Genomic DNA, 13,918 nt, shown 5'->3' on the forward strand with positions numbered 1-13,918 from the left:
CAGGCTCGCTCAGCGGCGGCCTCGGCGGCGGCGGAACACCACAACGCCGCCGAGGAGCACCGCGACGACGGCGGCTGCAACCCACGGCACCGCAGGGTAGGCGCGGGCGTTCTCGGTGACGACGTGCTTGGTGCGCGCGACGGCGACCTTGGCGTCGGCGACCTTCTCGTGCACCTTGTCCTCGGCGCGGCCCTTGACGTCCATCTTGTCGGTCAGCGCGGCGACGGTCTCGCCGAGCGCCGCACGGGTCTCCTCGATGTCGGCACGGATCTCCTCGACGCCAGCGTCGGGCGCCGGTTCCGAGGGGTTGCCCGCACTGCCGCTGGTGTCGGTCATGACGTCGCCGATCCCTTCACTTCTTGGATGTCCTTCTTCACGCTCTCGGTACTCACCTGCAGTGGCGGCGGCACCTTCTTCGCCTGCGCCTTGCTGATCAGTGCGGCGACAGCGGCGATCACGAACAGGACGACTGCGACGATCAACGCCGAGGCCCAGACCGGGAGCACCAGGGCCAGCCCGGCGATGGCGGCCGTGATGAGCGCGGCCAAACCGAACACCGCCATCAGGCCACTAGCGCCGATCAACCCGGCGCCGACACCCGCGTGCTTCGCGGATTCCTTGAGTTCGGCCGTCGCCAAACGCATCTCGTCGCGCACCAGACGGGACGTCTGTGCGGACAGGTCGCTGACGAGTTCTGCGATCGGTGCGTCCGACCGAGATCCCGTGTCTCGCGTACTGCTGGTCATGAGGTCACTCCTCTCGCAGGGTTCAATTCCCCGTCGCTTCGCTCGCCCCGGTTCATGGCAGGCAGTGCCCCGTGATCACCGGCGCGAAACGTCTAGGTCGACGACTAGCGGGCGGTGATCGGATATCGCCATCTCCGGGGTCGCGGTGGCGCGCGCCACCAAGGTCGGGTCGTCGGTCAGCAGGTGGTCGAGCTGCCGGTCGGGCTTGGTCGCGGGGAACGTGGGAGACGGGTCGCCGAGTGAGCGCAGACCAGACCAGCGCCGCGCCGAGTTCGCGTTCAGGTTCAAGTCGCCGGTCAGGATCCGCGGCCCGGGCAGACCCTTGAGGTCGCGGACGAGCCTCCGCAACTGGCTGCGGTTCCAGCCCGGCACGAACGACAGGTGGGTGTTGGCCACCGTGAGCGTCCCGATCGGGGTGTCGAACCGGCCGATGACCGCGGCGCGGGGTTCCTCGTCGACCACCATCACGCGATTGGGCCCTGGAAGGTACATCGGGAACTTCATCGGGATCCGCGGCAAGCGCACGACCTGCCACGACGTCGCCGGGAAGCGCGACAGCAGCGCCACCCCGTAGGCGGCGGTACCGGGCTGATGGTCGCCGGTGGCCGCCATCCACGTCGCACCCGGCGTACCGGAGATCGCCGCCACGAACCGGTGGCTGACGGCCCCCATCGCCTCGGCGGCGACGGCCGTCAAGTCGGCCATCCCCGACCGCTCCTGCTCGAAATCCACCTCCTGCAGTGCCAACACGTCGGCGTCGATGGTCCGCACGCAGTCGCGCAGGCGGTCGAGGTCCACCCCGTCGCCCACGGTTCGCCCGTGCAAGATGTTGAATGTCGCCATCCGCATGGGGTACTAGGTACCCACCATGACGATTCATCCACCTGCCGAGTGCAGCGCGATACCCGGCGACCACGAGGAACTGCGCGATGCACTGCGCCGCGCCGCGTCCGCGCTGAAGGCCCACGGACCTGAGTTCGCGCTGGCAGGCAGCTATGCACTGTGGGTCCACGGCGCACCCGAGCCCGTCCACGACGTCGATCTGGTGGTCGCGGAGGTCGACGTCGAGGCCGCGGTGTCGACGCTTTCCGACGCTGGGTTCGACGTCGAGCGCACGCCCGAGGACTGGCTGTTCAAGGGCACGTCGGGATCGGTGTTCGTCGACGTCCTGCACCGGGTCAACGGCGAGGTGGTGACCCACGAGCTGATCTCGTCGGCCGCGCGCCGCGACGTGCTGGCGATCCCAATGCCCGTGCTGGCGCCCACCGTGGTGTTCACCCAGAAGCTCAGGTCGCTGCACGAGCACCACTGCAACTTCGCGGCGCTGCTGCCCGCGGCCCGTGCCGTGCGTGAACAGGTCGACTGGTCGATGGTGCGCGAGGCGACGGCCGACAACGACTTCGCTGCCGCGTTCCTGTTCCTGACCGACCGGCTCGGCATCAGCGCCTCCTGAGCGTCACCGAACCGTCAGCCCGGTCCCACGAGCGACGCACCTAGGGTGGGAAGGCGTGGGAACTCCAGGCGGGCGCAACGACGGGTCGATCGTCCGGGAGGTAGTCGCCGTCACGGTGGCGGTCGTGCTGGTGGTCGCAGCGTTCGTCGTCCCGCACCTGAACCTCGGCAGCGTCACGCCGCTGATCAACGCGACCCCGGAACGCTTCCGCGACTTCGCAGGCACCGCACCCATCTTCGGGTGGTGGGACGCGCACGTCGGGTGGGGCACCGTTCCCGCCATCGTCATCGCCGTCGCCGTCGTGCTGGCGGGCCAAGGCGTCGCCACGCGACTGCCGTGGCGCGCAGTGCCGTTGGTAACGTGGGCGACCGCGGCGGCATGGGCGTTCTCGCTGGCCATGATCGACGGCTGGGAGCGCGGGTTCGCGGGCAGGCTCACCGCCCGCCACGAGTACCTGCGCCAGGTACCGACGATCGACGACATCCCCGAGACGGTCCGGACGTTCGCGAGCCGCATCCTGGACTACCAGCCCGACTCGTGGATCACCCATGTCTCGGGCCACCCGCCCGGCGCGCTGCTCACCTTCGTGTGGCTCGACCGCGTCGGCCTCGGCGGCGGCGGGTGGGCCGGCATGCTGTGCCTGCTCGTCGGATCGAGCGCCGCCGCTGCCATCGTCGTGGCCGTGCGCGCGCTCGCCGACGAGTCGACCGCACGGCTGGCCGCGCCGTTCCTCGCGGTCGCCCCGACCGCCATCTGGATCGCCGTCTCCGCCGACGGCTACTTCGCAGGCGTCGCCGCATGGGGCATCGCGCTACTGGCACTCGCCGCGCGCGGGACGGCCCGGATTCCGGTGGTGGCCGCCACCGCCGCGGGCCTCCTGCTCGGGTGGGCGATCTTCCTCAACTACGGTCTCGGCCTCATCGCACTGGTCGCCGTCGCGGTGTTGATCGCAGCGCCCGACCTACGCTCGGCGATGCGCTCGCTCGTACCCGCCGTCGTCGCCGCGCTGGTGGTCGTCGGGGTGTTCGCCGCGGCCGGGTTCTGGTGGTTCGACGGATACCACCTGGTTCAGGAACGCTATTGGCAGGGGATCGCGCTGGACCGCCCGTTCCAGTACTGGGTGTGGGGCAACCTCGCGGCGGTCGTCTGCGCAGTCGGCCTCGGCACGGTCGCCGGCATCGGGCGCGTATTCGACGTCGCGGCGATCAAGCAGCGGTCCGGCCTGCACCTCGTCGTCATCGGTGCGCTGCTGGCCATCGCATGCGCAGACCTGAGCATGCTCAGCAAGGCCGAGGTGGAACGGATCTGGCTGCCGTTCACGGTGTGGCTGGTGGCCGCGACGGCCCTGCTGCCCCCGCGCTCACACCGGTGGTGGTTGGCACTCAACGTCATCGGGGCGCTGGTGCTCAACCACCTCATCCTGACCAACTGGTAGCAGCCGGCCTCACGCCGCTGCGAGGGTCGCCAAGACCCGAGTGCCGATCGGTTGCACGGCGGAGATCGTCAGGCCGACCTCGTCGGCCAGCTTGCGGGCACCGTCGAGTCCGACGGTGGCCCACTTGAACCAGGGCCCGATGGTGCGCGACGACTCCAGCCGCACCCAGCGCACCACCACGCCTTCGGTGTTGCCGTCGAACTCGGTAATGCAGTGGCCGCCGGCCCGCAGCAGTTCCGCGGCGCGCTGCAGGACGCGACGCGGATCGCCGGACAGTCCCACGTTGCCGTCGGCCAGCAGCACCGTCGACCAGCGGCCGGTACCGGGAAGGGGGTCGAACACGTCGCGGCGCAGGGCAGGCGCCCCGCGGCGGCGGGCGAGTTCGACGGCGGTCGCGGACTGGTCGACGCCCAGCGCGGGCACCCCGCGCTTGATCAGATGCGCGACGAAACGCCCTGGGCCGCAACCGAGGTCGATGGTGGGACCGTTGCACCGACCCAGCACGGCGCGGTCGAACTCCCGATCGGCGCGACGGTTGCCCAGCCAGCTGTGCACGGCCAGCCCGTGGACGCTGCCGTCCTCGTGCCGCAGCCAACATCGTTCGCCCGTGAGCGCCTCGTCGTACAGATTGCCGAACACGTCATACCTCCGCGGTCTGGGTCGCTGCGTAGAACCGGCTGTCCGGGCGGCAGGCCCGCCGGACGTCGGGTAGGTCGTCGATCGTGTCGACGTCGGCCAACTCCTGCACCATCGTCACCGACAGTCCTGTGTCGCGCAGGGCCGCGAGCGTTACGGCGCCCGTCTCCGGCGTCGACATGGGCACGTCGCGCAGGCACTGCGCGCTGCCGGGCGACGTCACGCCGAGCACCCACCACCCGCCGTCGCGGGCCATCCCCAGCACGGCGTCGGTGCCGACCAGGTCTGCCGCGCACCGTCCCAGCAGATCGGCGCTGACCTGCGGGGTGTCCATGCCTATCTGCAGCACGGGCAGACCGCCGGCGGCGCTCGAGGCATCGGCGTGGGCGTTCGCGAGGCGGTCGGCGAAGCCGTCGCCGCGCTGCTCCACCACCGTGAAGTCGCCAAGGCGTTCGGCGATCTCCGCGCTGCGGCATGCCAGCGCCAGATCACCCGTCATGGCTACGACCCGCTGCGCCACCGGCGTGGCGGAGACGGCGTCGAGGGTGTCCAGCAGTGCGGCCGCGGCGATGTCGGCGGCCGCGACGTCGCCGAGCGTGGCGGCCAGCCGCGTCTTGGCCAGGCCCGGGATCGGCGCCTTCGCGACGACCAGCAGGGTGACCGGGGTGGTCACGAGATCGTCCGCAGGAAGTCGTAGGAGGCCGTGATGCTGCCGCGCAGCGATCCGCTGACCTTGGACTTACCGCCGGTGCGCACGCCGTAGGGGACGTCGAGTTCGACGACCTTCCAGTTCGCGGCGGCAGCCTTGACCAGCAGCTCCAGCGGGTAGCCCGACCGCCGGTCGGCCACGTCGAGCGCCAGCAGCGCCTCCCGACGCGCGACGCGCATGGGGGCGATGTCGTGCACCGGCATGCCGTGGCGCTGCCGCAGCCGCCAGCACACCGCAGCCGTCCCGAGCCGCGCGTGCCACGGCCAGCCCACACCGGGTCGTGGCCGCCGGCGGCCGATCGCCATGTCGGCGCCCGCGTCGACGGCCTCGACCAGCTTGGTGAGGTCACGGGGGTCTAGGGATCCGTCGCCGTCGATCACGGCGACCAGTGGTGTCGTCGCAGCAACCACGCCCGCGTGCACGGCGGCGCCGTATCCGGGTTGCGACTCGGTGACCACGCTTGCGCCGCAGCGACGGGCCACCTCGGCGGTGCCGTCGGTGCTGTTGTTGTCCACCACCAGGGCCACGTAATCATCGGGCACGGCGGCCAATACACCGGGCAGGGGCAGCGCCTCGTCGAGACACGGCAACACGACCGTGACGTGGGATCCGTGCACCACGCGAGGTTAGCCGCGCACCCTGGCATCCAACCCTCGGTTAGCTGACGAATTAATGACGTTGATGCAGGTAATCCGGTCTTCGGGGCTACTGTGGGATGTCGTGACCCGCGTACTGATCGCCGACGACGACAATGTCGTGCGCGATGTCGTGCGCAGATACCTCGAACGGGACGGTCTCGACGTCGCCGTCGCGAGGGACGGGCACGAAGCTCTTCGGCTCCTCGGCTCCGAACGTATCGACGTTGCCGTGCTCGACGTCATGATGCCAGGGCCCAGCGGACTGGCGCTGTGCGAGACGCTGCGCGAGCGCGGCGGCTACACGGTTCCGGTGATCCTGCTGACGGCCCTCGGCGAGGAGGACGACCGCATCGCCGGACTCGAGGCCGGCGCCGACGATTACCTCACCAAGCCGTTCAGTCCGAGGGAACTCGCCCTGCGCGTGCGCTCGGTGCTGCGCCGCGCCCCCTCGGCCGTCGGGGCACCCCCGGTCGTCCTGACCGTCGGGGACATGACGGTGTCCGCCGCGTCGCGCACCGTGTCCATCCGGAACCGGCCGATCAGCCTGACCAACCGCGAATTCGACCTGCTGGTGTTCTTCCTGACCCACACCGGCGTCGTCTTCACCCGCGAAGAACTCTTGAAGCGCGTGTGGCAGTGGGACTTCGGTGACCTCTCCACGGTCACCGTGCACGTCAAGCGGTTGCGGTCGAAACTCGGCGACGAACATCGCGTGCAGACGGTGTGGGGCCGCGGCTACATGTGGAGTGGGACGCAGGATGCCGTCGACTGATCTCTGGGAGATCGTCGGCATCGCTCTCGCGTGCTCGGTCCCCATCGTGGTGCTCGGCGCCATCGTCATCCGGGTTGCGCGGTCGTGGTCGCTGACGCTGAGCATGGTCGTGCTGATCCTGATCCCGACCGTGGCGACGTTCACCGGGTTCCTCGGAGCGGGCGTCTTCATGGCGTCGGAATGGTTCGAGCGCGTCGCGGTGGTGCTCGTCATCGTCTCGGTGGTGACGATCCCCGCCGCGATCATGCTGGCGCGCTACCAGGCCCGAAGAATGGTGTGGGAGCAGGAGATCCGCGAATCGGAGCAGGCCGCCGAACAGTCCCGGCGCCGCCTCGTCGCGTTCGTCAGCCACGACCTGCGGACGCCCCTGGCCGGGATTCGCGCCGTCGCCGAGGCGATCGCCGACGGGGTGGTGGCCTCCGACGAGGTGCGCGACCACGCCAAGCACATCGAGCACGAGACGATCCGGCTGGCCGAGATGGTCGACGACCTGTTCGAGATGTCGAAGATCAATGCCGGTGCGGTGCAGATGAACTACGACCGCATAGCGCTCGACGAGGTCGTCGACGACGTGCTGGCCGCCCACCGGATCGCGGCCGAACGCGCAGGTGTCGTGCTGCGCGCCGACCTGCCCGTCGAGCCGGTGCGCGTCATCGGCAGCGACCGCGCCCTGGTGCGGGTGCTGTCGAACTTCGTGGCCAACGCGATCGCGCACACCCCGTCTGGCGGGACGGTCGAACTGGCGATCGGCGCCGACGAGCGGGGCGCATGGGCCCGCGTGGACGACACCGGCGTCGGCATCGACGAGGCCGACCTGGCCAGGGTGTTCGACATCGCCTACCGGGGGTCCAACGGCCGCGTGCCGCGGTCGGATTCGTCGCTGCCGAGCGGTTCGGGCCTTGGCCTGGCGATCGCGGCCGGGCTCGTCCAGGCCCACCACGGCACCGTGTCGGCGTACAACCTCGGCACCGGCGCACGCTTCGAAGTGCGCCTACCACTCGCAGGCGAGGAATAGCGCCGCCCCGAGGTCACTCGGGTAGTGAGCGCCCCAGCCGCTCGGCGGCCGCGAGGTAGTCCTCGATGAAGTCGGCGACCACCTCGCGTGCCGGCTTGACCTTGTTCATCATCCCGACGCCCTGCCCGACGAAGTACGTCGCGAGCGCTTGGGCTCCCTCATGGCCCTGCTCGGCGAGCGCGTCGACGCGGCGCAGCACCGGCTCGCTGAGCATCGACTGCAGCGGCAACGGCAGGGGCTTGCGGCCGTCGTCGTTGGGCAGCCACGCATCGGTCCAGTCCGAGACCAGCTGCCGCGACGGCTTCCCCGTCCGGCCCGCCGACCGGATGGTGTCGCGGGAGGTCGCGGCGAGCATCTTCCGAACGGTGTGCGGCGCGGTCTCGGCCTCCTCGGTGGTGAGCCACACCGAGCCCGTCCACGCACCGGAGGCGCCCATCGCCACGGCGGCGGCCATCTGCCGTCCCGTGACGATGCCACCCGCGGCGAGCACCGGGATGTCGCTGCCGTTGGCCTCGAGTGCGTCCAGCACCTCGGGGATCAGCACCAGCGTGCTGACCTCGCCGCAGTGCCCGCCTGCCTCGGTGCCCTGGGCCACGATCAGGTCGACCCCGGCGGCGGCCTGCTTGAGCGCGTGCTCCTTGGCGCCCACCAGCGCGGCCACCGGGACGCCGCGCTCCCGGCCCGCCTGCAGCATGTAGTCGGGAGGGACGCCGAGCGCGTTGGCGATCAGCTTGATCGGGTGGCTCATCGCGACCTCGAGCAGCTCCGGGCCGGTGTCACCCGAGAGCATCGTGCCGCCGATCCGCGGCGAGGCCTCCGGCTCGATGCCGTGCTCGGCGAGCAGCCCGGCGACGAACTCCTTGTGTTCGACCGGGATGCGGCCGGCCAGGTCGCCCTTCGACAGCTTCTCACCCTTGCCCTCGAACTTCGCGGGCACGATGATGTCCGCGCCGTAGGGCTTGCCGTGCACGTGATCGTCGATCCAGGACAGTTCCCGGTCGAGCTGCTCGGGCGTGTACGCCGTCGCGCCGAGGACGCCGAAACCACCGGCGTTGGTGACCGCGGCGACGACGTCGCGGCAATGGCTGAACGCGAACAGCGGAAAGTCGATGCCGAATTGTTGACAGATGTCGAGTTTCACACCGTCAGTATGAACATCCCGTTCGGCTCAGCCGCGCAAAGGCGCAAATGCGAAGTCCGCGAGGCCGTCGCGCGGATCGACCGCCGCACGGAAGCCGAGCACCTCGGCCGCCCGCGCCGGGTCGGCGACGATGTGCCGGACGTCGCCGCTGCGGTACTGCCCCGTGACCACCGGCGGCTCCCCGTCCCGGACCTCGCACAGCCGCGCCGCAACGTCGCGGATGGCGATCGGCTTGCCCGAGCACACGTTGAACGCCGCGAACCCGCCTGCACCGTCGGAGACCGCGGCGACGTTCGCACCCGCCACGTCGTCGACGTGGACGAAGTCGCGCATCTGTCCGCCGTCCTCGAAAACCCTTGGCGGCTCGCCCCGTTCGATGGCCGAGCGGAAGATCGCCGCCACCCCCGAGTACGGCGTGTCGCGCGGCATGTGCGGGCCGTAGACGTTGTGGTAGCGCAGCGCCACCACCGAGCCACCGGTCGCCTCGGCCCACGCCAGCGCGTAGTGCTCCTGAGCGACCTTGCTCGCCGCATACAGGCTGCGCGGCCGCATCGCGGCGGACTCGTCGACCAGCCGCCACTGCAGCGACTCCCCGCCGACCGGGCAGCGGTGCTCGAAGTCACCGGCGTCGAGCGCTGCGCGCTCCCGTGGCAGCGGGTCGACGGTGCCGTGCTCGGCACACTCGTAGCGGCCCTGGCCGTACACGACCATCGACGACGCGAGCACCAGTTTGCGACAGCCCGCGGCGAACATCTCGGCCAGCAGCACCGTGGTGCCATAGTCGTTGTGGCTGCCGTACGACGGCGCGTCGGACGCGTCGACGCCCGCGCCGACCACCGCCGCCTGGTGGCAGACGACGTCGACGCCGGGCAGCACCGCCGCCAACGCCGCGCCGTCGCGCACGTCGACGTCGAGCACGCCTTCGGGTGCGCTCGCCCCGGCACCGTGGGCGGCGTCCAGCATGACGTCGACGGCGACGACCTCGTGCCCCTTGTCGGTCAACGCCGCGCGGACCCGCGATCCGATGAAACCGGCTGCGCCGGTGAGCAACACCCTCATGGCAGATCGAACGGAAGCTGGACGCCCTCGTGAGCGAGGCAGTGCGTGCAGGTGCGCTCGAGCGCCACCTGATCGATCGCCTCGTGCAGGAGCTGCTTGAACGGCACCATGTTCCTCTCGAACTCCGCGAACACGTCGACGGCGCGCACGCCGGCCCCTGATTCGATTCCCGCATCCAGGTCGGTGACCAATGCGACTGCGGCGTAACACATCTCGAGTTCCCTGGCCAGTACCGCCTCCGGGTGCCCGGTCATGTTGACCAGCGTGAACCCCTGGGAGGCGAACCACTTGCTCTCCGCCCGGGTGGAGAAGCGCGGCCCCTGGATCACGACCATCGTGCCGCCGTCGACCACCCCGGGCAGGTCGGTGACCGCCGATCGCAGCGACGGACAGTACGGGTCGGCGAAGCCGACGTGGATGCCGCCGGAGTCGAAGTACGTGTCGGCGCGGGCGCTGGTGCGGTCGACCAGCTGATCGGGCACCACCATCGAGCCGGGGCCGAGGTCGGGCGTCAGGCTGCCCACGGCGCACGGACCGAACACGCGCCGCACGCCCAGTGCGCGCAACGCCCACATGTTGGCTCGGTACGGCACGGTGTGCGGTGAGAACTCGTGGTTGACGCCGTGGCGGGGCAGGAACGCCACCTCGTGCTCGCCGACCGTGCCCACCGTGAGCGGTGCGCTCGGCGGGCCGTAGGGGGTGTCGAGGCTGACGCTTCGAGCATCGGCTCCGAAGAACGTGTAGAAGCCGCTACCTCCGATGACACCCAGCACCTAGTTCCGCTCCTCGCCGTCGCACCGGCGCACGCGTGCGTGCATGCGCCCGACCTCATTCTTTCCCATGGGGGCGCCGAACGAACCATGACGTGGGTGTGACGGGCCCGCGTGGCACGATGTCGCGCATGGCGACCGTCGGGCAGTGGATCGAAGGCGCCCGCCCCAGGACGCTGCCGAATGCGGTGGCCCCGGTGATCGCGGGCACGGGCGCGGCGGCCTGGCTCGGCGAGGCCGTGTGGTGGAAGGCGCTGCTGGCGCTGGTCGTGTCACTGGCGCTGATCGTGGGGGTCAACTACGCCAACGACTACTCCGACGGCATCCGCGGCACCGACGACGTGCGATCGGGCCCGCTGCGCCTGGTCGGGTCGAAGGTGGCGTCACCCCGCGCGGTGCTGACGGCCGCGCTGGTCAGCCTCGGCATCGGCGCCGCCGCGGGCCTCGCGCTGGCCATCATCAGCCAGCCGTGGCTGATCGCCGTTGGCGCCGCCTGCATCGCGGGCGCCTGGCTCTACACCGGCGGCTCCAAGCCGTACGGATACCTCGGGCTCGGCGAGGTCGCGGTGTTCGTGTTCTTCGGCCTGGTCGCGGTGCTCGGCACCCAGTACACCCAGGCGCTACGGGTCGACTGGGTGGGCGCCGCGGCGGCCGTCGCCGTCGGCTCGCTGTCGTCGGCCGTGCTCGTCGCCAACAACCTGCGCGACATCCCGACCGACCGGGAGTCCGGGAAGATCACCCTGGCCGTGCGACTCGGCGACGACCGCACCCGCGTGCTGTTCCACGTGCTGCTGGCAGTGCCCTTCGTCTTGGCACTGGTACTGGTGCTCGCAACGCCGTGGTGCGCGGCCGGGCTGCTGGCGCTGCCGCTGGCCGTGCGCGCCTCCGCGCCGGTGCGCAAGGGCCTCGGCGGCCGCGACCTGATCCCCGTGCTGCGCGATACCGGGCTCACCATGCTGGTGTGGTCGGTGACCGTCGCGCTCGCCCTGGCACTCACCTGATCCTCTCCGACGCCGAACGTTCATTACCGCCACGCTTTTTTCGCTGCGGCGTGGCGGTAATCGACATTCGGCGGTTGGCGTCGGGGCCTACCCTGGCGTCATGTCCGCTGACGCAGAACAGGCCGCCCGACTCGCCGGTGGCAACACCGCGGCGCTACTCCCCCAGGACCGCACGGTCGAGGAGGAACGCCTGCACCGCAAGCAGCGGCTCGCCGCGTCGTTCCGGCTGTTCAGCAAGTTCGGCTTCGACGAGGGCGTAGCGGGCCACATCACCGCCCGCGACCCGGAGCTGGCCGACCACTTCTGGGTGAACCCGTTCGGCATGCACTTCGGGCACATCCGCGTCAGCGACCTGCTGCTGGTGCGCCACGACGGCACCATCGTCGAGGGCGACCGGCCGCTGAACCAGGCGGCGTTCGCCATCCACTCACAGGTGCACGCGGCACGGCCCGACGTCGTCGGCGCCGCCCACTCGCACTCGGTGTACGGCAAGACGTGGTCGACGCTCGGGCGGCTGCTGGACCCGATCACCCAGGACGCGTGCGCGTTCTACGACGACCACGCGCTGTTCGACCAGTACTCCGGCGTCGTGCTCGACCTCGAGGAGGGCAAGCGCATCGCGCATGCACTCGGTGACCGCAAGGCCGCGATCCTGCGCAACCACGGCCTGCTCACCGTCGGGCAGTCGGTGGAGGAGGCGGCGTGGTGGTTCATCACCATGGAGCGGTCCTGTCAGGCGCAGCTGATGGCCGAGGCCGTCGGCAAGCCCATCCTGATCGACCCGGACATGGCCAAGCTCACCTCCGGCCAGGTCGGCACCCACTTCGCAGGCTGGTTCAGCTACCAGCCGCTGTTCGACCGCATCACCCGCGAGCAGCCCGACCTCTTCGACTGACGCCCAGCGATTTGTGCGCGCTTTTCCGCGGTCAGCGCGGGTCAGCGCGCCGAAATCACGGAAAGCAACCGGTCCAGGTCGTCGTCGGTGTTGTAGAGGTGGAAGCCCACCCGCACCGCACCCGCCCGCACCGCGGCGCGAATGCCTGCGCGGGTCAGTCGATCTGCCGCGTCGGCCGTGACGCCTGCGGGGATCGACACGATGGCCGACTCGCAGCCCGGCGCCGCCGGCGGCAGGGACAGCTCGGCCCGCAACCGGTTGGCCAGCCCGACGCAGTGCGCCTCGACCGCGGCGGCGTCCAGAGAGGCGAGCCACGGCAACGTCAACCCCGATCCGAGCGCCCCGAACCATGCCGGTGACGTGTCGAACCGGCGCGCGTCGCCCGCCAACCGCAGCGGCAGCCCGTAGATCGTCGACCATGGGTGCTCGCCGGCGTACCAGTTGGCCGCGAGCGGCGTCATCGCGTCGGCGACCCTGTCGCTCAGCGACATCCACGCGGTACCGCGCGGCGCCAGCAGCCACTTGTAGACCGCTCCGACCGTGACGTCGGCCCAACCCAGATCCAGCCGCTTCCAGCCGACGGCCTGGGTCACGTCGACCACCGAAAGCACCTCGGTGCCCGCCAGTCGCGAGCGCAGCGCCTCGGCGTCGAGGACGGCGCCGCTCGCGGACTGCACCAGGCTGACCGTCACGACGTCGTAGGCGTCGCCCCTCTCCAGCAACTCCTCCGCCGGGAGTTCGGTGACGGTGACACCGCGGCCCACGTGGGCGGCGAACGGGAAGGTGGTGCTGGTGAATTCGCCCGCCAGCGTCGCCACCCGACTGCCGTCCGGGACCGCCGCGGCGACCAGCGCGAGCAGTGCCGAGACGCTACCGCCCATCGCCACCGAATCGGTTCGGGTTCCAGTGAGCGCCGCGTACGCCGTCCGCCCGCGCAGCACGTACTCGTCGAACGACGGCGGCGCCATGGTGCCGGCCTGCCACTGCCTCAGGTGCTCGGACAGCTCGTCGGTCAGGAAGGTGGGCGGCAGTCCGTAGGTCGGTGAATTGAGAAAGCCGACCGCACCGGGGAACTCGGCCCCGAAGGCGTGCCGGGCGGCCGAGGCGCCGGACGTCACCAACTCGTCACCCGGAGGTGGAGTCGTCGCCGCGCAGCCGGGCGCGCAGCTGTTCCCGTTCGGTGCGACGGCGTTCGTCGAACGCCGCGATGCTGGCCGTGGCGCGGCGGCGCAGCGGCGCGAAGGCCCAGATGCCAAGGGGCAGTGCGACGACGATCGCGAACAGCAGCGCCACGACGAGCGGGAACTGGTCGACCACCAGGCCGCCGACCGCGTAGATCACCCCCGTGAGCACCGCCACGAGCAGGAGGCGCGCGGCGGCGTAAGCCACCACGTCGAGCAGCATTCGGGATCCGGGCCGACCGTCAGACACGGGTCTGACACTACCGACGACGCGTATGCTGATGGCAAGGAGGTTTTCGTGCAGTATTTACTCCTCGTCCTCATTCTGGCGGGTTTGGCGTACGGCGCTTGGCGGCTGATGCGCGCATCCGCCAGTGCCCCGAGGCCGAAGATCGTGGGCCCGGACGACGACCCGGACTTCCTTCGCAGGCTCAACCATCCGGACCCCGACAGCCGCACCTGAGCGG

18 protein-coding genes are annotated in these 13,918 nt (G+C 70.6%); 7 read left to right on the forward strand and 11 right to left on the reverse strand.

What is annotated here, in order from left to right; all coding sequences use genetic code 11:
- Positions 1–9: 9 nt before the first annotated feature.
- The 3 genes from LOK44_RS12115 to LOK44_RS12125 all read right to left on the reverse strand — a co-directional run bounded on the left by LOK44_RS12115 (position 10) and on the right by LOK44_RS12125 (position 1,595).
- Complete coding sequence (locus LOK44_RS12115; protein ID WP_237570212.1) at positions 10–336, reverse strand: DUF3618 domain-containing protein; 327 nt, start codon at positions 334–336, stop codon at positions 10–12.
- Positions 333–746 (reverse strand): phage holin family protein, encoded by a 414-nt coding sequence (locus LOK44_RS12120; RefSeq protein WP_237570213.1) that lies wholly within the window; start codon positions 744–746, stop codon positions 333–335. Before LOK44_RS12120 ends, LOK44_RS12115 begins: the two co-directional genes overlap by 4 nt.
- A 75-nt stretch (positions 747–821) precedes the next feature.
- The gene (locus tag LOK44_RS12125; RefSeq protein ID WP_237570214.1) at positions 822–1,595 is read right to left on the reverse strand and encodes an endonuclease/exonuclease/phosphatase family protein; all 774 of its coding nucleotides are present in this window, start codon (positions 1,593–1,595) and stop codon (positions 822–824) included.
- Between the two features lie 19 nt (positions 1,596–1,614).
- Here LOK44_RS12125 and LOK44_RS12130 point away from each other — a divergent pair, with 19 nt between their 5' ends.
- Positions 1,615–2,199, forward strand: a complete 585-nt coding sequence (locus tag LOK44_RS12130; RefSeq protein WP_237570215.1) for a nucleotidyltransferase family protein — start codon at positions 1,615–1,617, stop codon at positions 2,197–2,199.
- Positions 2,200–2,254: 55 nt separating this feature from the next.
- Complete coding sequence (locus LOK44_RS12135; RefSeq protein WP_237570216.1) at positions 2,255–3,634, forward strand: hypothetical protein; 1,380 nt, start codon at positions 2,255–2,257, stop codon at positions 3,632–3,634.
- Positions 3,635–3,643: 9 nt separating this feature from the next.
- Here the strand turns inward: LOK44_RS12135 and LOK44_RS12140 are convergent, their stop codons facing one another.
- The 3 genes from LOK44_RS12140 to LOK44_RS12150 are packed head-to-tail and all read right to left on the reverse strand — an operon-like array spanning position 3,644 to position 5,596.
- A complete protein-coding gene (locus tag LOK44_RS12140; RefSeq protein WP_237570217.1) occupies positions 3,644–4,273 on the reverse strand; it encodes a methyltransferase domain-containing protein in 630 nt (209 codons plus the stop codon).
- 1 nt (position 4,274) lies between these two features.
- Complete coding sequence (locus tag LOK44_RS12145; RefSeq protein ID WP_237570218.1) at positions 4,275–4,943, reverse strand: TIGR04282 family arsenosugar biosynthesis glycosyltransferase; 669 nt, start codon at positions 4,941–4,943, stop codon at positions 4,275–4,277.
- Complete coding sequence (locus LOK44_RS12150; RefSeq protein WP_237570219.1) at positions 4,940–5,596, reverse strand: glycosyltransferase; 657 nt, start codon at positions 5,594–5,596, stop codon at positions 4,940–4,942. The genes LOK44_RS12145 and LOK44_RS12150 overlap by 4 nt, the downstream gene beginning before the upstream one ends.
- 103 nt (positions 5,597–5,699) lie before the next feature.
- On the opposite strand from LOK44_RS12150, the gene LOK44_RS12155 reads away from it, so the two are divergent.
- Together LOK44_RS12155 and LOK44_RS12160 are read left to right on the forward strand one after the other, a co-directional pair.
- A complete protein-coding gene (locus LOK44_RS12155; RefSeq protein WP_163919228.1) occupies positions 5,700–6,389 on the forward strand; it encodes a response regulator transcription factor in 690 nt (229 codons plus the stop codon).
- Positions 6,376–7,404, forward strand: coding sequence for a sensor histidine kinase (locus tag LOK44_RS12160; protein ID WP_237570220.1), 1,029 nt, complete (start codon positions 6,376–6,378; stop codon positions 7,402–7,404). Before LOK44_RS12155 ends, LOK44_RS12160 begins: the two co-directional genes overlap by 14 nt.
- A 13-nt stretch (positions 7,405–7,417) precedes the next feature.
- Here LOK44_RS12160 and LOK44_RS12165 read toward each other — a convergent pair whose 3' ends face one another.
- From LOK44_RS12165 to LOK44_RS12175, 3 genes are read right to left on the reverse strand one after another with little or no spacing between them, the layout of a single operon-like run.
- Positions 7,418–8,545 (reverse strand): NAD(P)H-dependent flavin oxidoreductase, encoded by a 1,128-nt coding sequence (locus LOK44_RS12165; protein ID WP_237570221.1) that lies wholly within the window; start codon positions 8,543–8,545, stop codon positions 7,418–7,420.
- A 27-nt stretch (positions 8,546–8,572) separates the two neighbouring features.
- Positions 8,573–9,604 carry an NAD-dependent epimerase/dehydratase family protein gene (locus LOK44_RS12170; protein WP_237570222.1) on the reverse strand — a complete coding sequence of 344 codons (1,032 nt, stop codon included), beginning with the start codon at positions 9,602–9,604 and terminating at the stop codon, positions 8,573–8,575.
- A complete protein-coding gene (locus LOK44_RS12175) occupies positions 9,601–10,377 on the reverse strand; it encodes an S-methyl-5'-thioadenosine phosphorylase (protein ID WP_237570223.1) in 777 nt (258 codons plus the stop codon). Before LOK44_RS12175 ends, LOK44_RS12170 begins: the two co-directional genes overlap by 4 nt.
- A gap of 128 nt (positions 10,378–10,505) precedes the next feature.
- Here LOK44_RS12175 and LOK44_RS12180 point away from each other — a divergent pair, with 128 nt between their 5' ends.
- Positions 10,506–11,375, forward strand: a complete 870-nt coding sequence (locus LOK44_RS12180; RefSeq protein WP_237570224.1) for a 1,4-dihydroxy-2-naphthoate polyprenyltransferase — start codon at positions 10,506–10,508, stop codon at positions 11,373–11,375.
- 100 nt (positions 11,376–11,475) lie between these two features.
- Positions 11,476–12,270 (forward strand): class II aldolase/adducin family protein, encoded by a 795-nt coding sequence (locus LOK44_RS12185; RefSeq protein WP_237570225.1) that lies wholly within the window; start codon positions 11,476–11,478, stop codon positions 12,268–12,270.
- 41 nt (positions 12,271–12,311) lie between these two features.
- Here the strand turns inward: LOK44_RS12185 and LOK44_RS12190 are convergent, their stop codons facing one another.
- Positions 12,312–13,388, reverse strand: coding sequence for an aminotransferase class V-fold PLP-dependent enzyme (locus tag LOK44_RS12190; protein WP_237570226.1), 1,077 nt, complete (start codon positions 13,386–13,388; stop codon positions 12,312–12,314).
- Between the two features lie 7 nt (positions 13,389–13,395).
- On the reverse strand, positions 13,396–13,674 hold the full coding sequence (locus LOK44_RS12195; RefSeq protein ID WP_237570598.1) for a DUF4229 domain-containing protein: 279 nt from the start codon (positions 13,672–13,674) through the stop codon (positions 13,396–13,398).
- A 75-nt stretch (positions 13,675–13,749) separates the two neighbouring features.
- Between LOK44_RS12195 and LOK44_RS12200 the strand changes: the two genes are divergently transcribed.
- A complete protein-coding gene (locus LOK44_RS12200) occupies positions 13,750–13,914 on the forward strand; it encodes a hypothetical protein (RefSeq protein ID WP_237570227.1) in 165 nt (54 codons plus the stop codon).
- Positions 13,915–13,918: the final 4 nt, after the last annotated feature.

Origin of the sequence: Mycolicibacterium lacusdiani, from assembly GCF_021916785.1 — a bacterium.
GTDB classification, from domain to species: domain Bacteria; phylum Actinomycetota; class Actinomycetes; order Mycobacteriales; family Mycobacteriaceae; genus Mycobacterium; species Mycobacterium lacusdiani.